General features: G+C 71.5%; 21 protein-coding genes and 1 riboswitch. Of the genes, 6 read left to right on the top strand and 15 right to left on the bottom strand.

What is annotated here, in order from left to right; all coding sequences use genetic code 11:
- The first annotated feature begins 154 nt into the window (after positions 1-154).
- Entirely contained in the window at positions 155-850 is a 696-nt protein-coding gene (locus AC3ZJJ_RS11520) for a DUF4190 domain-containing protein (RefSeq protein ID WP_489891960.1), read from the top strand.
- A gap of 69 nt (positions 851-919) precedes the next feature.
- Here the strand turns inward: AC3ZJJ_RS11520 and AC3ZJJ_RS11515 are convergent, their stop codons facing one another.
- The 4 genes from AC3ZJJ_RS11515 to AC3ZJJ_RS11500 are packed head-to-tail and all read right to left on the bottom strand — an operon-like array spanning position 920 to position 5158.
- Entirely contained in the window at positions 920-2230 is a 1311-nt protein-coding gene (locus tag AC3ZJJ_RS11515) for an FAD-dependent oxidoreductase (protein ID WP_489891959.1), read from the bottom strand.
- Entirely contained in the window at positions 2223-2987 is a 765-nt protein-coding gene (locus AC3ZJJ_RS11510) for a methyltransferase domain-containing protein (RefSeq protein ID WP_489891958.1), read from the bottom strand. Before AC3ZJJ_RS11510 ends, AC3ZJJ_RS11515 begins: the two co-directional genes overlap by 8 nt.
- A complete protein-coding gene (locus AC3ZJJ_RS11505; protein WP_489891957.1) occupies positions 2974-4272 on the bottom strand; it encodes a type III polyketide synthase in 1299 nt (432 codons plus the stop codon). Before AC3ZJJ_RS11505 ends, AC3ZJJ_RS11510 begins: the two co-directional genes overlap by 14 nt.
- A 40-nt stretch (positions 4273-4312) precedes the next feature.
- Positions 4313-5158 carry an inositol monophosphatase family protein gene (locus AC3ZJJ_RS11500; protein WP_489891956.1) on the bottom strand — a complete coding sequence of 282 codons (846 nt, stop codon included), beginning with the start codon at positions 5156-5158 and terminating at the stop codon, positions 4313-4315.
- Between the two features lie 141 nt (positions 5159-5299).
- Between AC3ZJJ_RS11500 and AC3ZJJ_RS11495 the strand changes: the two genes are divergently transcribed.
- A complete protein-coding gene (locus AC3ZJJ_RS11495; protein ID WP_489891955.1) occupies positions 5300-5848 on the top strand; it encodes a MarR family winged helix-turn-helix transcriptional regulator in 549 nt (182 codons plus the stop codon).
- Between the two features lie 74 nt (positions 5849-5922).
- Positions 5923-7425 (top strand): MFS transporter, encoded by a 1503-nt coding sequence (locus AC3ZJJ_RS11490; protein WP_489895813.1) that lies wholly within the window; start codon positions 5923-5925, stop codon positions 7423-7425.
- 70 nt (positions 7426-7495) lie between these two features.
- Here AC3ZJJ_RS11490 and AC3ZJJ_RS11485 read toward each other — a convergent pair whose 3' ends face one another.
- Together AC3ZJJ_RS11485 and AC3ZJJ_RS11480 are read right to left on the bottom strand one after the other, a co-directional pair.
- On the bottom strand, positions 7496-7936 hold the full coding sequence (locus tag AC3ZJJ_RS11485; RefSeq protein WP_489891954.1) for a pyridoxamine 5'-phosphate oxidase family protein: 441 nt from the start codon (positions 7934-7936) through the stop codon (positions 7496-7498).
- A 32-nt stretch (positions 7937-7968) separates the two neighbouring features.
- On the bottom strand, positions 7969-8493 hold the full coding sequence (locus AC3ZJJ_RS11480) for a very short patch repair endonuclease (protein WP_489891953.1): 525 nt from the start codon (positions 8491-8493) through the stop codon (positions 7969-7971).
- Between the two features lie 46 nt (positions 8494-8539).
- On the opposite strand from AC3ZJJ_RS11480, the gene AC3ZJJ_RS11475 reads away from it, so the two are divergent.
- Positions 8540-9670 (top strand): App1 family protein phosphatidate phosphatase, encoded by a 1131-nt coding sequence (locus AC3ZJJ_RS11475; RefSeq protein ID WP_489891952.1) that lies wholly within the window; start codon positions 8540-8542, stop codon positions 9668-9670.
- Positions 9667-10131, top strand: a complete 465-nt coding sequence (locus tag AC3ZJJ_RS11470) for an acyl-CoA thioesterase (RefSeq protein WP_489891951.1) — start codon at positions 9667-9669, stop codon at positions 10129-10131. Before AC3ZJJ_RS11475 ends, AC3ZJJ_RS11470 begins: the two co-directional genes overlap by 4 nt.
- Positions 10132-10153: 22 nt before the next feature.
- Here the strand turns inward: AC3ZJJ_RS11470 and AC3ZJJ_RS11465 are convergent, their stop codons facing one another.
- Complete coding sequence (locus tag AC3ZJJ_RS11465; RefSeq protein WP_489891950.1) at positions 10154-10684, bottom strand: hypothetical protein; 531 nt, start codon at positions 10682-10684, stop codon at positions 10154-10156.
- Between the two features lie 12 nt (positions 10685-10696).
- A riboswitch (SAM riboswitch) is annotated at positions 10697-10813 on the bottom strand.
- A 160-nt stretch (positions 10814-10973) separates the two neighbouring features.
- Between AC3ZJJ_RS11465 and AC3ZJJ_RS11460 the strand changes: the two genes are divergently transcribed.
- Positions 10974-11810 carry a siderophore-interacting protein gene (locus AC3ZJJ_RS11460; protein WP_489891949.1) on the top strand — a complete coding sequence of 279 codons (837 nt, stop codon included), beginning with the start codon at positions 10974-10976 and terminating at the stop codon, positions 11808-11810.
- 52 nt (positions 11811-11862) lie between these two features.
- On the opposite strand, the gene AC3ZJJ_RS11455 is transcribed toward AC3ZJJ_RS11460, so the two are convergent.
- From AC3ZJJ_RS11455 to AC3ZJJ_RS11420, 8 genes are all read right to left on the bottom strand, one after another.
- Complete coding sequence (locus AC3ZJJ_RS11455) at positions 11863-12738, bottom strand: DNA-3-methyladenine glycosylase family protein (protein WP_489891948.1); 876 nt, start codon at positions 12736-12738, stop codon at positions 11863-11865.
- Complete coding sequence (locus AC3ZJJ_RS11450) at positions 12735-13265, bottom strand: DNA-3-methyladenine glycosylase I (protein WP_489895811.1); 531 nt, start codon at positions 13263-13265, stop codon at positions 12735-12737. Before AC3ZJJ_RS11450 ends, AC3ZJJ_RS11455 begins: the two co-directional genes overlap by 4 nt.
- A gap of 194 nt (positions 13266-13459) precedes the next feature.
- Positions 13460-14170, bottom strand: a complete 711-nt coding sequence (locus AC3ZJJ_RS11445) for an alpha-ketoglutarate-dependent dioxygenase AlkB family protein (protein ID WP_489891947.1) — start codon at positions 14168-14170, stop codon at positions 13460-13462.
- The gene (locus AC3ZJJ_RS11440; protein WP_489891946.1) at positions 14167-14805 is read right to left on the bottom strand and encodes a methylated-DNA--[protein]-cysteine S-methyltransferase; all 639 of its coding nucleotides are present in this window, start codon (positions 14803-14805) and stop codon (positions 14167-14169) included. Before AC3ZJJ_RS11440 ends, AC3ZJJ_RS11445 begins: the two co-directional genes overlap by 4 nt.
- Positions 14802-15344 carry an RNA polymerase sigma factor gene (locus AC3ZJJ_RS11435; protein ID WP_489895809.1) on the bottom strand — a complete coding sequence of 181 codons (543 nt, stop codon included), beginning with the start codon at positions 15342-15344 and terminating at the stop codon, positions 14802-14804. Before AC3ZJJ_RS11435 ends, AC3ZJJ_RS11440 begins: the two co-directional genes overlap by 4 nt.
- Before the next feature lie 142 nt (positions 15345-15486).
- Positions 15487-18807 carry an ATP-binding protein gene (locus tag AC3ZJJ_RS11430; protein WP_489891945.1) on the bottom strand — a complete coding sequence of 1107 codons (3321 nt, stop codon included), beginning with the start codon at positions 18805-18807 and terminating at the stop codon, positions 15487-15489.
- Entirely contained in the window at positions 18804-19586 is a 783-nt protein-coding gene (locus AC3ZJJ_RS11425; protein WP_489891944.1) for a DUF4194 domain-containing protein, read from the bottom strand. Before AC3ZJJ_RS11425 ends, AC3ZJJ_RS11430 begins: the two co-directional genes overlap by 4 nt.
- Entirely contained in the window at positions 19583-21040 is a 1458-nt protein-coding gene (locus AC3ZJJ_RS11420) for a DUF3375 domain-containing protein (protein WP_489891943.1), read from the bottom strand. Before AC3ZJJ_RS11420 ends, AC3ZJJ_RS11425 begins: the two co-directional genes overlap by 4 nt.
- Between the last annotated feature and the right edge of the window lie 39 nt (positions 21041-21079).

The following is a 21079-nucleotide window of genomic DNA, read 5'->3' as shown; positions in this document are numbered from 1 at the left end:
GCGGCGATGCCGTGGACAAGAGTTGACGGCCCCTTAGCGCCAAGCACGGATCCAACCGGATTCCCGGCTACGCTACACATGAAGCGTTGCGGGCGCCGGAATTGCGTTGCGCTGCCGCGCTTCACCACGTCAATCACTGTCCCAGGGGGGAACCATGTCCAATCCATACACTCCACCGTCGTCGCCGCCCGGCCCCGTGCCGGACGGTAGGCCCGCCGATGTGCCGGGCCACGATCCGGCCGCCGGCCCCTACGGTTCCGGGTCGTATCCCGGCGCCACCCAACAGGGATGGAACCAGCCGGAAAAGGCGTCCGGCCTGACCGTCGCCGCGCTGGTGGTCGGCATCGTCGCCGTCGTCTTCGGGGTCATCCCCGCCATCGGCTTCCTGTCCATCTTGTTGGGCCCCGTCGCGATCATCCTGGGCGTGGTGGCACTGGTGAAAAAGCGCCCAAAGAAGGGTTTTGCGATCGCCGGCATGGTGACCGGGGCGGTGGGACTGATCGCCGCGATCGTGCAGGCGATCCTCGCCGCGTTCCTGGTGAACACCGTGAGCGCCGCGGCCGGGGAAAAGGCCGCCTACACCTACGAAGCCACCGGCGAATCGTACGTCGTCAGCTACATGACCACCGACCTCGAGAACGTCGCAACGGAGGACGTCGAGGGCGAGTTCTCGGCCGAGGTCGAGGCCAGCAAGCTCTTCGGGACCCTGTATGCCATGAACAACCCGGACGTCACCGGGGCCATCAGTTGCCGCATCCTCGATGCCTCAGGGGCCGTTGTCGCGGAGCAGACCGCGAGCGGCGCGGACGCCGACGTCGAATGTTCGGTCATCGGCGACCTGGCGCCGTAGCCGGCCGGAGGACGCCACGGTCCCGACCGTGCGCCGATCGGAACGCCCTCGCCCGTGTGGGCGGGGGCGTTATCCGTCGAAACCCATGGTGAAGCGCTCGGCGACGGTCCGCCGGACGCCGGCGCTGGACATCGCCAGGGCGACCGCGCCGCCGAAGACCGGGGCCAGCGGGCCGGGCAGGGGCCGCCCCAAGGCCATGTTCAGGTGGGCTTGGCGGGCGGCGGTGCGCGCCGCCGCCAGGCGCCGCGCCGAATAGTCCGCGAGCGCCCGGTCGAACGCCCTCCCTTTTTGTCCGGTCTTCCCCGGGTCCCCGGCCGTGCGCGAACCGGCCCGGTCCGCTATGTGACCCCGGCCGCGCTCTCCCGGCGAGGCCCCGCCGAGGTGTTCCACCAGCAGGGCGGCCAGGGCGGCCGCATCGCCGAGGCCAAGCGTGATGCCCTGCCCCCCGATGGGACTGATCTCGTGTGCCGCGTCACCGGCCAGCACCACTCGCCCCCGCGCCATGGTCCGGGCGGTGGTGCTCCGTGTGCGGAAGTCGCTCAGCATCGTGCAGGTCTCCGGGTCGGCGCGCCGACCGGTCCGGCGCAGGATCTCTCCGGCCAGGAGGTCGGCGCCCGTCCCGGGGGCCTCCCCAGCGGTTCCCGCGCCGCCGCCGGGGTCCGGTGCCGACGACGCATCCCACCCGCCCTCGATGTGCGGTCCGCGGGCGCGGCAGACGCGCACCACCCACCGGCGCACCCCGCCCGGCAGGGGGAAGCTCTCCACGATGCCGTCGGGGTGGAGGAACAGGGCCGCCGTCGCCCCGTACCCCGTGTCGTCGGCGAAGTCGCCCATCACATAGCGGTCCGGGTAGCCGTGCCGGCGCACGGGTATGCCGGCCAGGTCCCGCACGACCGAACGGACGCCGTCGGCGCCCACCAGCACGCGCGCCCGCAGGCTTCCCCGCCCCGAGCCGTCTGCCCAGTCCACGGCGACCCCGCCGCCGTCGTCCTCCAACCCGACGACGCGGCGCCCGCGCAGCAACACGCCCGGGGCCGTGCTCAGCAGGCGCTCGGCCAGCAGCGACTCGGTGACGTTCTGCGGCAACGCCAACACGTAGCGGTGCCTGCCGGCCAGCGTTCCGAAGTCCAGGCGGCCCACCTCGCGTCCACCCGAGATCGCCGCCCCCTCGCGGATCGGGACGCCCGCCGCGACCGCAGCCTCGCCGACGCCGAGGACGTCCAGCACGTCCACCGCCGGAGGGTGCAGGCCGATGGCACGAGAATGGGCCCAGGGGGCGGTGCGCGGCTCCAGCACTCGGACCGACAGCCCCGCACGGCACAGCAGGAGCGCCAGCGCCAGGCCTGCCGGCCCGCCCCCCGCGACAGCGACGTCAATCATCCGCCGGTGGCTCCGGTCGGTATACGGCGAGGATCCGGAACGGAGCGCGAGGCTCGGCGGACCAGCCCGGCGGCAGTGCCGCCTCGAGCTCCGGCGCCGTGTGGCTGCGGCGGATCGACGTCAAGCCGTCGGCGCGGATGAACGAACCTGGTGCCAGCGGCACGGCGGCCACAGCGAACAGTGCGTAGGCGGTGCGTGAGCGGCGCAGGTCCGCGTGCACGGCCACACCGCGCGCCAGGGCCTCGGTGTCGCGCAGCAGGCCGGCCAGGGCGGCGTCGTCGAGGTGGTGCAGCACGTGGTTGGAAATGACGACGTCGAAGCGCTCGCCGGCCGCGGCCAGGTCGGAGCTCGTCGCCCGGCGGTAGGCCACCGCGGCGCCGGGGGCCACGTCCCGCGCGCGGGACAAGGCGTATGCGTGGGCGCGGGGGTCCGGATCGATGCCGGTGGCCAGCAGTTCGAAGCCGTCCCGCGCCGCCATGCGAACCATCCACAGGGCCATCTCGCCCCCGCCGCAGCCGATGTCCAGCAGTGTGCTCGGGCCGGTGGTGGAGAGGTGCGGGCGGACGAACTCGCGGTAGAGCGCGCCGGGTGCCGACACAAAGCGGTTGACGATGGGGAAGCGGGCATACGTGCGCCGCAGCTTGTCCGGATCGCAGTCCGCCCGGTCCATCTTCTCGACGGCGTCGGTGTCCCGGCGCCCGAATCCCGCGCCGGGGGCCCGCGGCCGCAAGGGCACGCCCGCCCTAGGCGAGCTCATCGGGACGGTGAACCGTCATCAGCGCGGTCTCCACCGTCAGGCCGGGGCCGAACGCCATCGAGCACACGCGGTCCCCGTCCCGCGCCGGACGCGCCTGGACCGGGGACGGGCTCTCGCCCAGGGCGCCGTCCGGTTCCCGGCCCGGCGCCGCGCCGCCGGAATCGGTCCCGGCTTCCCGGTCCGTTCCGACCGACCCGCCGAGCCGGCGCCCGCCCGCGTCGCCGACCGCGACGGACACCGGTTCCTGCGCGGCGTCGAGGATGTCCTTGAGCACAAACATGACAGTGGCGCTGCTCATGTTGCCGTAGTCGCGGAGCACGCGCCGGGCCGGCACAAGCTGCGCGTCCGAGAGTTCGAGCCGGTTCTGCACGCGGTCGAGGATCGCGCGCCCGCCGGGGTGGATGCCCCAGTGGGCGACGTCGCCGAAGTTGGTTCCGGCGAGGCCGGGGTCGCGCGCGAACAGCGGCTCGAGGGCGCCGACGATGTGGTCGTCGATGATGTGCGGGACGTAGGTGCCCAACACCATCTCGAAGCCCTCGTCGCCGATGTTCCACGCCATCGAATCCTCGCCGACCGGCGTCAGGACGGTCTCGAAGTGGTCCAGGACCAGCGCCGGGCCGACGGCGGGCAGGTCCCGCGCCGTGACGACCGCGGCCGAGGCGCCGTCGGCGAACAGGGCCGAGCCCATGATGGTGTCCGGGTCGTTGGAACTGCGGACATGGAGCGAGCAGAGTTCCGCGCAGACCACCAGCACCACGGCGTCCGGGTCCGCCTCGCAGAACAGCTTGGCCGCGCGGAGCGCCGGGAAGGCGGCGTAGCAGCCCATAAATCCCAAGTGGTAGCGCTGGACGGACGGCGCGAGGCCGAGCGCGCGGACCAGTTGGTAGTCCGGTCCGGGGTTGTAGAAGCCCGTGCAGGACACGGTAATGACGTGCGTGACGTCCTCCGGACCCAGCCCGGAGGCGGAGAGCGCCCTGCCACCGGCCTCCACAAACAGGGCGCCGGCCTGTTCGGCGAAGATCGCGTTGCGGACCTTGGTGCTGGGGCTGAGGAGCACACCGGTCTTCCCGTCGAAGAAGACCGGGTTCTCCTCGTTGTTGTCCAGCGTCAGCTCCGAGACGGCGGTGCGGCGCGTCCGGATCTCGGCGGAGTTGAAGGACGTGGCGACGAGCCTTTGCCCCAGCCGGGTGAGGCCCGGTTGCGCCGCGAACACGTCACGGACCTGATCCTGGTGGAGGATCGTCGGCGGAACGGCTGTCTGGATCGTGCGCAACATGACCGGCATGCCCCGAGCCTAGGGCGCGGCGGCTCGTTTGGTAAAGGAACTAGTCCCGCGCGCGGCGGCGGGAGGCGACGACGTCCCCCACGATGCGCACGGCCGTGGGGGCGTTGGAGCCCGGGGCGACAGCGACGTAGCAGGGGGCCTCGTGGGCCGGTCGGTCGTCGTCGTCGTACCGGAACGGCAGGTAGGTGCCGCCCGCCTGCCGCACGATCAGCGCCCCTGCCGCCACGTCCCAGGCGTTGGTGTCCAGGCCCAGCGTCACGTCGGCCCAGCCGGCGGCCACGTGCGCCAGCATCAAAGCGCCGCTCACCTTCCGCCGCAGGGTCGCGTACGTCGTCACCAGCTCGGCGAAGGAGTCCATCGCCAGCTGGCCGTCGATCGCGAGCGCCTCGGCGGAGGGGTAGTCGGTCATGATCGAGGCCCTGGCCTCGTCCGGCTGGCCGGCCGGATGCAGCCCGGCGCCGTTGAGGTACGCGCCGTCAAGGTCCGCGGAGAACAGCAGCTCGGCGACGGGATCGTAGACGACGCCGGCGAGCAGCTCGCCGTCCAGCGCCGCCGCGATCGACACGCAGAAGAAGGCGACGCCGTGGGCGAAGTTGCTGGTGCCGTCGATCGGGTCGACGATCCACTCGATCCGCCCCGAGCCGCGGTGGCCGCCCTCCTCGCCCAAGATGCGGCTGTCCGGCTCCGCCGCGAAGATGTGGGCGGCGATGGCCTCCTCGGACGCGCGGTCGTGCTCGGTGACCAGGTCGTGGTGGTTCTTCTTCTCGTCGACGCGGAAGCCGGAGCGGAAGGCCGTCCGGAGCATCGGGCCGACGCCGGTGGCGGCGTCCTCGGCGATCCCGCGCAGGCGGGCGGACAGTTGGCGGGCGTTCTCGGCTGCATCCACGCCACCAGCCTATCGGCGGGCGGGAGCGGTGAGATCCCGCACATTACTTCACATGCGCAACTAATCGGGTTTATGGTTGCTTGAGGCAATATTCGCTCTGGTCAACTGTTTTGGCCGCCATCGTTTGTGAAGGGAAGTACCGTGTCGCTCGAATCCTCGACGGCCGCGGAGCTGGTCGGAAGCGTCCAGTCGCTCCACCAGGTCCTCAAGTGCGTGGCGCACGCCGGAGTCCTGCCGGGGGAGCCCGGCGTCGGCCAGCAGGCCGTCCTGGTCCGCGTGCACGACAGCCAGCCGGTCCGTGCCACCGACGTCGCCCGCCGGCTGGGCGTGGGCCCGGCCTCGCTCAGCCGCCACGTGGCCGAACTGGAGTCCGCGGGCATGCTGCTGCGCGAGGCGGACCCCGACGACGCCAGGGCGCAGTTGCTCAGCCTGACCGAGGACGGACGCGCCGCCGTCGAGCGCGCCACGGCCCGCCGCGCCGAACTGCTGGGCGAGCTACTGGACGATTGGGACGAGGACCGCGCGCGCACCGCGGTCTCGCTGCTCGACGAGATCTCCGGCGTGCTGCGCGAGGGGCTGGCGCGCGACTCCGCCCGCCGCTCCGTCGAGTCCGCCCGGGGCGCCGCGGCGCACGCCACCACCGCCGCCGCCACAGCGCAGGCCGCAACCGGCCGGGGGGTGGCGAAGTGAGCGCCCCCGTGGAGCCGCGCACGGGCGCCGCGCCCTCGCCGACCGTCCAGGAGGCGCTGGCCGACAAGCCGCAGATGACGCAGAAGGAGGTCCTCCGCGCCCTGGTCGGAGTGCTCTCCAGCTTTTTCGCCGCGATGCTCGCGGCGACCATCGTCTCCATTGCGTTGCCGACGATCATGGCCGAACTCAAGGGCTCGCAGACCGACTTCGCCTGGGTCATCACCGCCGCGCTGCTGGCCAACGCGGCCAGCACCCCGATCTGGGGCAAGATGGCCGACCTCTTCGACAAGAAGGCGCTCACCCAGGTCGGCATCACCATCTTCGTGGTCGGCTCCCTGCTCGCCGGATTCGCCCAGAACATCCCCATGCTGATGGGTGCCCGCGTGGTCCAGGGCCTGGGGATGGGTGGCCTGACCGCCATGGGAATGGCCATCATCGGCAGCATCATCCCGCCGCGCGAGCGCGGCCGCTACTCCGGCTACTTCGGCGCGGTCATGGCCGTCGCCACCGCCGGCGGTCCGCTGCTCGGCGGGTTCATCGTGGACACGCCCCTGGGCTGGCGCTGGACCTTCTGGATCGGCATCCCCGTTGCCCTGCTTTCCATGGTGCTGATCCAGAAGACGCTGCACCTGCAGCACACCCCGCGGAAGGTGTACATCGACTGGGCCGGCGCCGCGCTGGTCACCGCGTCCGTCAGCACTCTGCTGATCTGGGTCTCGTTCGTCGGCAAAGCCGGCAACTTCGAATGGATCTCCTGGCAGTCGGCGGCCATGGTCGGCGCGTCGCTGGCCATGATCGTGGTCCTGCTGTTCGTCGAGGCCCGCGTTCCCGAGCCGGTCATCCCGCTGAAGATCATCGCCCAGCGCACCACCGCGCTGGCCATCGTCGCCTCGATCGCGATCGGGGTGGGCATGTTCGGCTCCGGCGCGTTCCTCGGCCAGTTCTTCCAGCTCTCCGCCGGGGCCACCCCGACCATGGCGGGCCTCTTCACGCTCCCAATGATCCTGGGCAACCTGATCGGGTCGGTCGTCTCCGGCCAACTGATCAGCCGCTTCGGACGGTGGAAGGTGTTCCTCATCGTGGGGTCCCTGCTGAACATCTCGGGCCTCGGCCTGTTGGGCACCATGACCCACACAACGCCGTACTGGCTCCTCGCCCTGGGCATGCTCCTCAACGGGTTGGGCATGGGCATGATGCTGCAGAACCTGGTGCTGGCCGTGCAGAACACCGTCAAGGTCACGCAGATCGGCACGGCCAGTTCGTCCGTGGCGTTCTTCCGCTCCATCGGCGGGGCGTCCGGCGTCGCGGTGCTGGGCTCCGTCCTGTCCGAGCGGGTCGGCACGCTGACCATGGAGGGCCTGCGCGCCGCCGGGCTTGTCCCGGCGGGCGGGGGAAGCGGCCTCGGCAGCGTGTCCACCATGGACGTGTCGGCGCTGCCGGCCAACGTGCAGTCGATCGTGCAGGGCGCCTTCGGCGACGCCACCGCCGCGGTCTTCCTCATCTCGGCGGCCGTCGCCTTTGTGGCCTTCGTGTGCATCCTCTTTATCAAAGAGGTGCCGCTGCGCAGGTCGGTCTAGCCACCGGCCCGGCGCCACGACGGGCGGCGCCGCGCCCGGGAGGGTGCGGCAGCGCCGTCGTGCCGGTCCTTTAGCCCTCGTCCAGCTGTTCCGGTTGGCGGCCCAGGCGGAAGTGCCGTCCGGTGATCTCGCTCGGATCGATCTCCACCCAGAAGTCCTTCAGGGTCGGGACCCAGGGGTCGACCCCCGCGGCGCTGGCAATGTCGATCTCCGCCTCGGTCTGCAGCACGCGCGCGGTGCCGCGGACGACTACCGACCAGGCCTCGTCGCTGAGGATGCCGTCGGCCTCGAAGACGACCCGCGGGTTGACGGTCAGTCCGGCTAGCTTCCCGCCCGGAGCGGTGCGCAGGTAGATCTTGCCGTCGGCCGTTGCGTGGTTGACGGGCACCAGGTCGATCTCCCCGCCCACGCTAGTGGCCAGGCGTCCATGCTTGGCGTGGTTGAGAAGCGTCCAGCACTGTTCGGTGTCGAGGACAAGGACGGGCTTGTCGTCTGCGTGGGTGAACATCATGGCCACATTGTTCTACATTCGGTAGAAGATGACTAGCCTTTGGGGCCCCCTTTGTGGTCCGAGTTTGCCCGCCTGCAGTCCATGCCGGGAGCGTCCAGAAATTCGGTGAGCGCGCCCAGCACGGCGTCCGGGTCCTTCAGTTGGCACTCCCAGAGCGTGAGGGAGTCCCAGCCCAGCATCCGCAGCGACGCCCGGTGGCGGTCGTCGCGGGCGGCGTTGCCCTCGCGTTTGGCGGCCCAGAAGTCGGGGTTCGACGACGGCGCCCGCCGGCCCGCCGGGCAGTCGTGGCGGTGCCAGAAGCAGCCGTTGACGAACACCACCTTGCGGCGCGACGCGAAGACCAGGTCCGGCTTGCCTGGCAGCTTGCCGCCGATCAGTTTGATCTCCGGCGCCGCGCGGGCCGCCGCGTCGGCGGCGGCGCGCGCCACCTGCCCGTGCAGACGGAAGCGGTAGCCCGCGGCGTGGGCGATGCGGCGGACCTTCAGTTCGGGGCCCGTGTCCTTGCCCCGGATGCGGGACATCAGGGCCGATCGCTGCTCCACGGTCAGGCGGTCCATGTCTCCATTCTCGGTGTCCCCGCGCAGGTCGTGAAAGACTTGCGGCATGCTAGGAAACAGCACCGCCACGCCCCACCGCCACATCGGCGTCCGACTCGAGGACTCGTGGCACGCCGTCCGCGAGCGCAATGCCCGTGCCAAGGGCATGGTGGCCACGGTGGCCTCATTCCGCGGCTACGGGCTCAGCGCACCCGCAGGCGGGTGGGTCCGGGTGTTGGCGCGGATCTCGATGGCGCGCCCCGGAAGCCTGGTCACCAGCCTTCCGGCACCCAGGGTGGTTTCCGACAGCGTCCGGGGCTGGCGGAACTTCATTTCCCCCGCGCTTCCTTACGCCGAGGTCACCGTCACGGTGGACGGCCGCAAGTACAAGGTCGACGCCGATCGCGGCGGGGTGCTCGACGCGATGATCGAGGTGGACCTGGAGGCGGGATGGCACACCGTGTACCTCTCCTGCGAGGGCTCCGAGGACGCCCCCGCCAGGGTGTTTGTGGTGGACTCCGCCGTGGACTTCGGCCTGGTCTCCGACATCGACGACACCGTGGTGGTCACGGCGCTGCCCCGCCCGCTGCTGGCCGCCTGGAACTCGTTTGTTCTCAACGAGCACGCCCGCGTGGCGACCCCCGGCATGGCCGTGATGATGGAGCGGCTGATGCGCGGGCGCCCCGGCTCGCCGGTGCTGTACCTCTCCACCGGGGCCTGGAACGTCGCGCCGACCCTCACCCGGTTCCTCACGCGCAACCTGTACCCCGAGGGAGCGCTGCTGCTGACCGACTGGGGGCCCACGGAGGGCCGCTGGTTCCGGTCCGGCATGAAGCACAAGGTGGACCAGCTCCGCCGCCTCGCGCACGAGTTCCCGCAGATGAAGTGGCTCCTGGTGGGCGACGACGGCCAGCACGACCCGGAGATCTACGCCGAGTTCGCCAAGCGGTTCCCGCAGAACGTCAGGGCGATCGTGATCCGCCAGCTGACGCCGTCGGAGGCCGTGCTGGCCGGTGGACGCTCGATGGGAACCGTCGACGCCACCCCCGGCGTGCCGTGGATCTACGCGCCGGACGGCGCCGTCATCATCGCCGAGCTGGAGAAGCTCGGCATCGTTTCCGCGGAGGACCAGCGCGTGCAGGAGCGCGAGCAGCTCCGGGCCCTCGAGCAGAAGCAGGCGCGCGGGGAAGCCGGGTGAGCGGCCGCCGGCTCCGCGTCAAGGTGCCCATGCGCTGGGCGGACATGGACGCCTACGGTCACATCAACAACGTCAATCTCGTGCGCATGATGGAGGAGGCGCGCATCGCCTCCTTCGGCGTCCCCGGCGGGACCGGAAAACCGGGCAACGAGCCGATGGTCGATCTTTTCTCGGCGGTTCCCGGCGGCACGCAGACCCTTGTGGTCGAACACCGGGTGCGTTACGTGAAGCCGCTGGACTACCGCAACGTCCCGGCCGAGGTGGACGTGTGGATCTCCGCGGTGAAGCCGGCCAGCTTCGACATCTCCTACGAGTTCCACGATCCCGTCGACGGCGGCGTCTGCGTCCGTGCCACCACCACGCTGGCCTTCTACTCCACGGAGGAGTCCCGTCTCATGCGGATACCCGCCGAGCATCGGGACGCCTTGGCCGGGTTCCTCGGGGCGCCCGTCTTTCGCTGACGGCGGCTCGGGCCCTACCGGCCTAGACCGCGTCCATTCCCTGGAGCCGGGCGGTCAGTTCCGCGAAGTCGCGGGCGAGTGACTCCTCGTGCTCCAACGCGCACGGTTCCACGGGGTCCGGTGAGAGGCTGACGTAGGTTCGTCCGGCGTGGCGGGACCTGTCTGCCGGAAGACCCAGGATCCCCGCGGACCGGTTCCAGACGTAGCGCCACCTCCCGACCACGGGGCCACGCGCCCCGGCGAGCAGATCCTCGTTGTCCGGGGTGGCCGCCCCGGGCGCACGCGGATCGAGGTCGGGATGCCGGGTGGCCGCGCGCAGAAGGCGCCTGCGCTCGTCCACCTGGAACGCGTCGTGCGTGTGGGCGGCAACCAGCTGTCCCTCCGCCGTGCGGATGAGGATGAGCTGCTCGGGGACATTGACGGAGATGGACACGTTCTCCCAGTCCTGGGGGTGGGCCAGTGCGCTGCGCAGCCGCAAGACGTGGATACGGTGGCCCGGCCGGAAGTAGGCGCAGAGGGAGTCTGCCCCGGATGCGGTGGTGTGGAAGCCCATGGTGGACCCTTTCCGTTGCTCTTGCCGGCGCCATGTGGCCGCTGGCCGCTTCGTCATCCGAACCACCCGAGAAGCATGGGGTTGGTGTGCGGCCGGGTCGGAGCCCAAGGCTGGCCGCATCTCGTGAAGCTGGCCTAATCGTAGCGCAGGCCGCGGGGCGGCCGCCCGCCGGTTACGCACGCCGGTCATGTGCCACGCGCGGCGCGGTTTGCGTTTGGGGGCGCCGGTGGGATTGGGTGGGGAAAACGTCTGTGCCGGAGGATACCGGCGACCAGAGGAGTGATTTCCAGTGACAGTTCCCCCACAAGCACGTCCCGTCCGGCCGCAGGTGGTGCTGGAGGTCGTGGCCAGCGAGAGCCTGGGCGAGCACATGGTTCGGCTGACCCTGGGGGGACCCGGGTTTGCCGACTTCCGGAACAAGGACGCGACGGACAAATACGTGAAGCTGCTGTTCGCCGACCCGGAGCTGGGGCTGGAACCGCCCTACGACCTGGACGCGCTCCGCGGCACGCTGCCCCCGGAGAAGCTGCCCGTGCGCCGAACGTACACGGTGCGCCGGGTGGACGAGGCGGCCGGGACGCTGCAGATCGACTTCGTGGTCCACGGAGACGAGGGCATCGCGGGACCGTGGGCCGCCGCGGCCCGCCCCGGGGACAAGGTCTGCTTCTCCGGCCCCGGGGGAATGCACCGGCCGGACGCGGACGCGGAGTGGTTCCTGTTCGCCGGTGACGAGTCGGCGCTGCCGGCCATCGCCGCGACGCTGGAGGCCATGGATCCCGCGTCCCGCGGCGTCGCGTACCTGGAAGTCGAGGGACCCGAGGACGAATTGCCGTTGGATGCCCCCGCCGGGATCGAGTTGCGTTGGCTGCACCGCGGCGGGCCGTTCAGCCCGGAGAGCACCGTCTTGGCGTCGGCCGTGATGGCGGGGGAGTGGCCGGTGGGCCGGGTTCAGGTCTTCGCCCACGGCGAGCGCGAGATGGTCAAGAACCTGCGACGCTACCTGGCCGACGACCGCGGTGTGGACCGCAAGCAGATGTCGTTGTCCGCCTATTGGGCGTTCGGACGCGCCGAGGACACGTTCCAGGCGGAGAAGCGCGATCCGATCGGTCAGATCTTCCCCGAATAGGGCCGGACGTCGCGGCGGGCAGACCGTGCCCCGTGCCGAGTCGTCGTGCGCGCTACCCGTAGGCGGTGGCGGTCCACAGGTGGACCAGCGCGTGCGCCCGGTACGGGCTCCACGCCGTGGCCCGGTCCTCCGCCTCGGCGGCGCTGATCCCGCCGAGGGCGCGCCGCAACACCAGATCGCCCGGCGCGAACGCGTCGCGGTCGCCCGCGGCGCGTACAGCAAGATAGTCGGCCGTCCAGGGTCCCACCCCCGGCAGGTCCAGCAGCTGCGCGCGGGTCAGGGGAAAGCGTGGTTCCGCCCGGGTTCCGGCGCGCTCGGCGTTACGGGCCGCCACGAAGGCGGAGGCCACAGCCGCAAGTGTCCGGGCCCTGGCGTTCGTGATGCCGACCGCGGCGCGAAGCTCCTCGTGTGGCAGGGCCGCGATCGGCTGCGGCTCGGGAAAGAGCCGCAGTCCCGCGGGCCCGTCGGATCCGAATGCGGCGACGAGCCGGCCGGAGAACGTCCGGCAGGCGGCAAGCGAGACCTGTTGGCCGAGCACGGTGGTGACGGCCGCCTCGAAGGGGTCGAGGCATCCCACGACGCGCAGACCGGGGCGCGCGTCGACCAGCGGCGCCAGCAGGGGGTCGGCGCCGAGCACGGAGTTGACGTCGGTCAGGTCCGTGTCCAGGTCCAGCCACGCGCGGAGGACGGCGTCGAGCTCGGCCTCCTCCGCGGGCGGCAGGCCGGGGCCAGTAATGCGGACGCCCGCGGGTTCGACCGTCAGAGTGATGGCGTGGTGCCCAGAGGATAGCCGCACGGCGCGGGTCACGGTGGCGGCGGCCGGATCCACGATGTCCAGCCGCGGGATCGCGTGCGCGGCCAACAGCCCCAGCAGTTCCGGTGCCTCCAGGCCCCCGGCGGCCCTCAGCAACCGGCCGCCCGCGTTCATGCCGGCCAGACGCCGGAGGATCCCCGGCGGTGGCTGCCCAGCAGGTGCGTGTCGACCATGCCGATCGCCTCCATGAGCGCATACATGGTGGTGGGCCCCACGAAGGAGAAACCGCGCTTTCGCAGCGCCTTGGAGAGGGCCACCGATTCGGGCGACGTGGTCGGCACCTCGGTCAGCGTCGCCGGCCGGGGGGTATCCGCGGGACGGAACGACCAGACGAACTCGACCAGTCCGCCATCCGGGCGCAGGTCGATGGTGGCCCGCGCGTTGCCGATCGCCGCGAGGATCTTGGCGCGGTTGCGGACAATGCCGGAATCGGCCATCAGGCGCGCGACGTCGTCGTCCCCGTACTCCGCCACCACGTCGGGATCAAACCCGTCGAACGCGGCCCGAAACGCCGGCCGCTTGCGCAGGATCGTGGCCCAGGACAATCCGGCCTGGAACCCCTCGAGACTGATGCGCTCGTACAGTCCGTGCTCGTCCCGGACCGGGAGGCCCCACTCGGCGTCGTAGTAGTCCCGGAGCATCGGATCCACGCTGGCCCAGGGCGGCCGGGCGAGACCGTCGTCGCCGAGGACGGTTCCGGCGCCCGGGGTTCTGGCCTCGGCGGCGCCGCCCCCGGGGCCGGAGCCTGCACCGGGGGCGCTGGGGTCGGCGGCGGGTTCGTCCCTGGCCGCTGCGTCCCTGGACGCTTCTGCGGTCCCTGCCGCGGTGTCGTTTTTCACGGTGCGGTGCCTTCTTCCAGTCCGGTGTGGCGGAGCGTGATGTTGATGCGTCCGGAGTCCAGGCCGCAGCCCTCGGGAGCCGTCCCGGGGTAGACCTTGGGGATGCCGTGGTAGGCCAGCCGGGAGGCGCCACCGAACACGAACAGGTCCCCGGACAACAGCTCCACGTCCTGGTAGGGCCTGGCGCGGTTCTCGGTGTTTCCGAACCTGAACAGGCAGGTATCCCCGATGGACAGGGAAACCACGGGGGCGAGGGAGGCCTCGTCCTTGTCCTGATGCATGCCCATCCTCGCGTCGGCGCCGTAGTAGTTCACCAACGCCGCGTCCGGCGTGTAGGCCGCGTCGGCCGGGCCGGGCCGCGCCGGCTCCGGCGCGCCGACGGCGAGGTAGGCCTCCTCCACCGCGCGCCGCCCCAGGTTCACCAACCACTCGGGCAGCGGGAGCACGCGGTTGCCGTTGACGTCGGTTGCCTCGCGCGTGTACCGGTAGGGCTGCCAGTGCCAACCGAGGCAGACGGTACGGACCGACATCTCGTGTCCGCGGACCTTGGCCGCCCGGATGGGGACGGGACCGTCGGCCCACTCGCGGAAGCGGTCCGCGATCCATACCTGTTGCCGGACCGTCAGCCAGCCGGGGACGTGGACCGCCCCGGGCGCGACCTCCCGGGGCGGACGCGCCAGCAGGTCGTCGCCGAAGAGGGTGCTCACGCCGCCTCCAGCCTGAGCAGGCGGTTCTTGGCTTCCGTCCCACCCAGGTAGCCGCCGAGGCTGCCGTCGCTGCGCAGCACCCGGTGGCAGGGCACCACCACGGGGAGCGGATTGGTGGCGCAGGCTGTTCCCACGGCACGCACGGCCTTCGGGCGGCCCGTGGCCAGCGCGATCTGCGCGTAGCTGGCCGTCTGTCCGTAGGGGATGCTCGGGAGGTACTCGTGGATCTCGCGCCGGTAGCCCGCCGAGAGCGCGCGGTCCAGCGGCAGCTCAAAGATGTGCCGCGTCCCGGAGAAGTATTCGTCCAGCTGGCGCGCCGCCTCGTCCAGGCGGGCCGGTGCCAGGAGAATCCGCGGGCTCAGCCGGGTGGCGAGCTGCTGGAGGACGGCCTCGTGTCCCTCGCCGGCGAAGGCGACCCGCACCAGCCCGGCCTCCGTCGCCGCCAGCAGCAGGGGGCCGACGGGAGTGTCGACGATGCTGTAGGCGATGTCCAGGACGCCCGCGGATTCGGCGGCCTCCACCAGCCGGCCGTGCAGCCGGTCCGGAACCTCGGCGGCCTCCGCGACGGAGAGGAGGGCGCCCAGTTCGGCCTCGAGAGGGGCGGGGAATTCGGGGGCTGGAATCGTGGTGTTCATGGGTTGACCTCCTGCGGGATGGATTGTGTGTCCGGTCGCGGCGCCTTGCCGTCGTCGGGAACCGGAACGGAGAGCGACGTCCGCAGGGCCCTGATGCCGTCCGAGCAGGCCCGGCGCGCGGCCTCCACGGTGCCGCCGAGGATCACGGCAACCTCGCCGTGGGGCAGGCCGGCGACGTGGTGGTACGCCACGGCCATGCGCTGCTTGGGAGGAAGCGCCGCCAAGGCGCGCCAGAGTTCCTCCTCCGGCTCCCTCGGCAACCCGATGGTGGAGCGGAGCTCGGGCGGCGACGCCGAGGGGACGGCCCGGCGGGACGTCGCCCGGACGACGTCGAGCGCCTTGCGGTGGGCGATGGTGACCAACCAGGCCTCCACGTTGGCGTCGTCCGGCAGGTCCGGATAGGCACGCAGCGCGGAAAGGAAGGTTTCCGACCAGGCGTCTTCGGCGTCCGGGTGGGGGCCGAGGACCGCGCGGCAGACCTTCAGCACCGTGGTGCCGTGGGTCCGCACGACCGCTTCGAAAGGCTGTTTGATGTTCATCACCCCGTAGACGCCGGTGCCCGCCAAAGTGTGAGCCTCCGTGGCCACCGAATCTACGCGGGTCCCGGCCGACCCGGCGACCCGGGCGGCCGCGCGGTGGACAACGTGGGGCCCCTCGGGCGAGGGGCCCGCCGGTGGATGGCTAGCGCAGGACGATGTCCGTCGCTATGGCGGGCGAAAGGCCCGTCTCGACAAACCCGGACACGTTGGACCCCGGGTGCTTGACGATGTCCGACACCGAACCCAGGTGCCGGGACAGGTCGATCTTGTCCTCCGGGGCGGCCAACAGCAGCTGGAAGCCGAATTCCTGCAGCGCGTTGATGCCGGCGGCCGCGTACTCGGAGTTCGCCTGGATAAACGCCTCGTCGATCATCACGGTGCCGTAGGTGGTGAACCCCTGCAGCGCGAAGCCCAGCTGGTACGCCAGCGCCGCGCCCATGATGAACGAGGTGAACCGCTGGCCCTCGCCCCCGGACAGCGTCCCGGGTTCCAGTCCGGTCTCCACCTCGCCGCCCGGCTTGTGCTCGTTGCAGGAGATCGTCACGTGCTGCCGCACGTCCAGCACGGTGTCCCTCCACGCCTGGTGCGAGGAGTCGTCCAGCGCGTCCACCAGCCTTTCCAGCGCGCGGTAGCTGGCCGTCAGCTCCTCCGGTCCGCGGCGGGCGTAGGCGTTCCCCAGCGCCTCCTTCAGCGCGACCCGGAAGTCCCGGGCCTCGTCCGGGATCGTGGTGCGCACCTCGAGCCGCAGGCGGCTACCGTGCTCGAAGGGCACGTCGGACAGGATCTGGTTAAGCGGCAGGATGCGCTGCGAAATGTCCCGCCGCTCCTCCTCCAGCAGCTGCAGCAGGTCCGAGAACCGCTCGTAGGAACGGTTGGAGAAGTACTCGCGGAACTCGTCCTCGCGCTGCGGGAGGCCCTCCTGAACGATGCCCTCCAACAGCCCCACATAGTGCGGGGCGCTGTCCACGGACGTGCCGGCGGTGGCGGCGGCGCCCGGTCCGAAGTCGCGGGCGAACTGCTTGAACGTCTCCGTCAAGGCGCTCTCCGTGGAGTACAGGCCCTGCCGCAGGGCCGTGGCGCGCTCGCCGAACTCCAGCGCCACCTCGGCGACGGCGGCGTCCAGTTCCGCGACCGTCGCCGCGGCGTCCCGCATGACGACGGCGGCCAGCGCGGGGTGCTCGCGCAGGAGCTGCTCGGCCCACGGCTCCGGGCTGCCGGTGGCGGTTCGTTCCACGGCCTCGCGGAGCTGCGCGGCGGCCGCGGAGGCGCGGCGCTCCAGGGCGGAAGTCTCGCTGCGCAGGACGGCGAGGCGGCCGACGCCGGACTCGAGTTCCGTCCGCGCCTCCGCGAGCGATTCGCGCAACGCGGCGAGGTCGGTGCTGGCGTCCATGGCGTCCGCGATGCGCGACTCGAGGTCGGCCACCGCCGTGTCCTGCGTGGAGGTGTCCAGCGCCGCGAACGGGCGCTTGTCCACGGACAGGGCCTTGAGCGAGGCGAGTCGCCGGGCGAGCTCGTCCTTCGAGCGGCTGCGCTCAGTGGCCAGGTCCTCGGCCCGCACGCGCTCCTCCTCGAGGCGCCGCGCCCTGGCTTCAAGTTCGGAGATCTTCTCCTCGTTCGTGAAGCCCAAGAGGTAGTCGGACGCGGCGACGACGCGGGTGTCGCGCTCGAAGACGCCGGCGGAGGCCTTGATGGTGCCCGCTCTGGAGATGGCCTTCGGGTGGACGTGCAGCCCGGTGTCGGTTTCCACGCAGGCCAGCGCATGGTCGGCGGTGATCTTGGCCCGCAGCCAGTCCCCGGCGTCGGAGGACTTGAACTCGAGCTTGGTGACCAGGTCCGCCGGACCCGGTTCGGCCTGGCGCGGGACACGGGAGATGTCCATCCAGCGCAACCGGCCGACGCCCTCCAGCCTGTCCACCGCGCCGGTGACGGCGGAGAGGTCCCCGCCACGGACCAGCAGCGTCGTGGCCAGCGTCCGCAGCGCCTTTTCAGCCGCGGAACGCCATTCGGCGTGGCCTGGCGCGATGTCAACGAGCTCCCCGGCGAACGGCAGGTTGGCCGGGTCGATGCCCGTCTCCGAGCAGATGCGCCGCCGCGCCGCCGCCGACGCCCCGTCGATGTTGGAGCCGCGCAGCGAGTAGGCGTCGATCTCGGTGCGGAGCTTCCGGCCGCGGTCGCGCGCCTCCATGGAGGCCGCCATGGCCTCGTACTCCAGCGTCTTGGCGTCCTTGGCGACGCCGGCGAGGTTCTCCGCGGCGACGGCGGCCTGGCGCCGCGCTGACTCCAGGCCGGACGAGGACCACGTCAGCTTCACGCCGACGTCGTCCATGTCCCGGCGCAGGGTGGAGGCGATCGACTCGCGCTCGGCGAGCCGCGCGCGGGCGGCCTCGAGCTCGCGCTCGAGCGCCTGGACCGCCTGGCCGCCGTGCGAATCGTGCTGTTCCTGCAGGGAACGGGCGCGTTCCTCGAGCGCGTCCTTGGACTCCGCGGCCGATTCGATGGACGCCCGGTTGGCGGCGAGCTCCGCGGCCAGGGCGGTGGACCGCCCGCCGAGGAGCTCGGCCGCGAGGTGCTCGCGCAGCAGCGGGAGCTGCGCGGTGGCCAGCTCCGTGTTGCGCTGAAGCTCCGCGGCGAGCTCCTGGTGCCGCGCGTATTGCGCCGGCACGGACTGGAGGGCATCGCGCTGGGCGCGTGCGTCCTCGAGCTGGCGGTGGATGCCCCGCAGGTGGCTGAAGTCCTCGACGGCGCCCGCGGCCGCCTTCAGCGTGGCTGGGACCTCGAGCACCTCGTAGCGGAAGAACTGGTTGACGCCCTTGTCCAGTCCCTTCCCGTTCTGCAGCGTGCGCAGGAGCGAGAACGCCTTGTCGTTGTCGATGCCCAGCCGCCGGCGGAAGCGCTCGGCGAAGGTCTTGTGCGTGTCGAAGGCCTCGAACCCGTCCAGGGTCTTCTGCAGGCTGGTGGGGGAGAAGCGCCGCGAGCCGTGCTCCTCCAGCGCCGCCGTGTCCAGGGCCCGGTTGCCGATGACGTAGTGCTTGCCCACCTGCCCCTCGAGCCCGTTTGCCGGGAGATCGAAGAGCGCGGCGATGCAGGTCTGGCCGCCGAGTCCGTCGTCGTACGTCAGCGCGATGGCGCTCCACGTGGCGCCCGGCCGCTGGTACAGCGTTCCGGACTCGGTCTTGAAGCGCCGACCGCGCATGTAGGAATAGGTGGTGCGCCGGTCCTTGCGCGTGGACGCCTCGTGGGCCGACTCGTTCAGGCGCGGCGCGGCGTGGAAGATATGGCCGATGCCGTCGAACAGCGTGGACTTGCCGACGCCGGGGTGCCCGGTGAGCAGCGTGCCGTCGCGGTCCACGTAGAGGCTGTGGCGTCCGTGGAACGTGCCCCAATTGATGACCTGGATGCGGGTCAGGCGGCGCTGGCCGGGGTTGACGGCCTCGCCGAAGGGCAGGGTCAGGGCGATGCTCACAGTTCCTCCTCCACGGAGTCGAGGTCCGGGACGTCGGCGGCGGAGGAGTTCTCCAGCGCCGCGATGTAGGCGGGGATCTCCTCGACGGTGCCGAACGGCAGCGCCAGCGCCAGGGCGCCGGAGACGCGGTATTCGTCGTCGAGCTCCGTCGGCAAGATGAGCTTGAGGGCCACCAGCCGGGCCAGCGAGGCGTCGGTCAGGTCCTCGAGCCGCTTGTCGTCCACGGCGCCCGGGCGGCGGTGCTCCTCGAGGATCTCCCGCGCTCCGGCGCGCGAGACGACGGGGTCCGTGCCGGTGTTGGCGTGGCGGTCCAGCAGCAGCCGCAGGCGCAGGGCCAGCAGCGTCTCCTCGCGCTTGAGCGGCTTGCGCGGGGCGATCGCCGTGGTGTGGGGCGCTTCCACCTCGACGGGCACCAGGAGCGCGATCTTGCGCTCGGTGTCCACACTCAGCTGAAGGAACAGCTCGGCGACGTAGGCGGCGATGTCCTCCCGGCGGTCCAACACCAGTTGCCAGAGCCTCGCGTCGACCGTCCCGTCCAGGTAGGGGCCGCGCAGGAGCCGCACCAGGAGTTGCCGCAACGGCAGCTCGAAGCGGCCCGTGTCGCCGTCGAAAAGTTGGCGTTCGGAGCGGTGGCCCGTCTCGTCGGTGGTGGGCGCCCCCGCGGTGGACCCTCCCGTGAAGGACCCGTCGGCGGGGAGTCCGTCCGCCGCGTGTTCGCCGTTCGGGAGCGTGCCCCCCAGCTCCTCGGCGTAGGCGGTGTCGGTGGTGCTGGTGCTCATGCGGGGTCCTTCGCGAAGGTGATCACGGGCAGGTAGGCGTCGCGTTCGCTGCCGTCGACCTGGCGGAAGACGACGCGCTCGAAGCGCTCGGTGTCCATCGGCTCTCCGCCGGTGCGGGCGGTGGCGAGCAGGTGGCGGAGGTTGTTGAGGTGGCGGTCCGCGGGCTCCAGCTCCGCGAACGCGGTCCCGAGGGTCGCGTCCCCCGCGGCGTTCCTGCGCGCGCGCACGACGGCGGCGCGCACCTTGCCGGGCTCGGCCTTCGGCGTCGTGGGGGTGCGGTGAATGTCCGCCTCGGTCAGCGCGGGGGGTTCCGCGAGCCGCGGCGGCGCGACGTGCTCGGCGGGGTCGAAGATGCGCAGGGAGGCCAGGGTGCTGAAGTCCGGCGAGAAGAGCCGCACGGGCGCGGCGGGCGTGCGGGACTTCAGTGCCGGCGAGGCGGCCACCGCGAGTTCCGCCGCGCGGACCGCCTTGCGCAGCAGCAGCGATTCGCGGAACTCGTCGGACTGCACGTAGGCGTGCAGGCTCTCCGACAGCTTGCCGTAGCTGGCGTGCACCTCGCCGGCCTGCCGGCGGAGCTCGCGCAGCAGGTTGCCCAGGGTATGGCGCTCCTGGGCGGTCAGCGCGTCCACGAAGTCGCGTTCCAACACGTCGTTGATGCCCTGCCGGAAGCGGGCCTGCCGCTGGGGGTCGTTGAGGAACTCGGTGAAGCCGCGGAACGTCTCGCCCTCAGGGGTGCTGCGCAGCTGTCGGTCGCCCTCCAGGACCTGCCCGACCGCCACGCCCTTCGCCACCGAGGACTCCATGATTTCCTGGCGCACGGCGTGGAGCATCTCGCGGACGCCGTCGCGCATGCGCTTGAAGTCGGCGGGCAGGTGCGAGGCGAGGTCCAGGACCGAGCGCGCGGCGGCGACGGCGCCGTCGTGCGGCATGGGGCCGGGGCTGGTTCCGTCGCGGAGCTCGTCGATCCGGCGGGCGCGCTCGTCGATCTCCGCCTGCAGCTGGCGGATGCGCGCCTCCGGGTCCGGGTCCGTCTCGTGGGCCAGGGTCTCTATGCTGGTCAGCAACGTGTTCAGCCGCGAGGAATTGAGGTTGGTTCCGGCGCCGGAGAATCCGTCGAGGAACGTCAACACGCGGGCGGTGTGGGCGGTCGGCTCGTAGACGAAGTGCCCGTCCACCAGCGGCCGGGCCAGGAATCCGGAGCGGACCCACGAGTCGGCGAACTGCGGGGCACGCCACGCCTCGCTGATGCCGGCGCCCTCGGCGCGCAGTTGCTTGAGGAACGCGTCGAGGGCGGCGTGGAAGGACTCCAGCGTGATGCGCGGCCGCGCCTGGGTGAACTCGGCGCGAAGGAACGCGACGGTCCAGGGGGCGGCGGACAGCAGCTTCCACGCGGGCGAGGACCGGAATTCCAGCTGGTCTTCCCAGATCGCGGCGGCGTTCTCTGGCGGGCGCATACGCTGCTTTCCGGCCTGGGGCGAGGCCAACTAGGGGTG

This window comes from Arthrobacter sp. AOP29-A2-19, assembly GCF_058138025.1.
The sequence above is the reverse complement of the archived record's forward strand: the minus strand, read 5'-3'. Positions and strand labels throughout refer to the sequence as shown.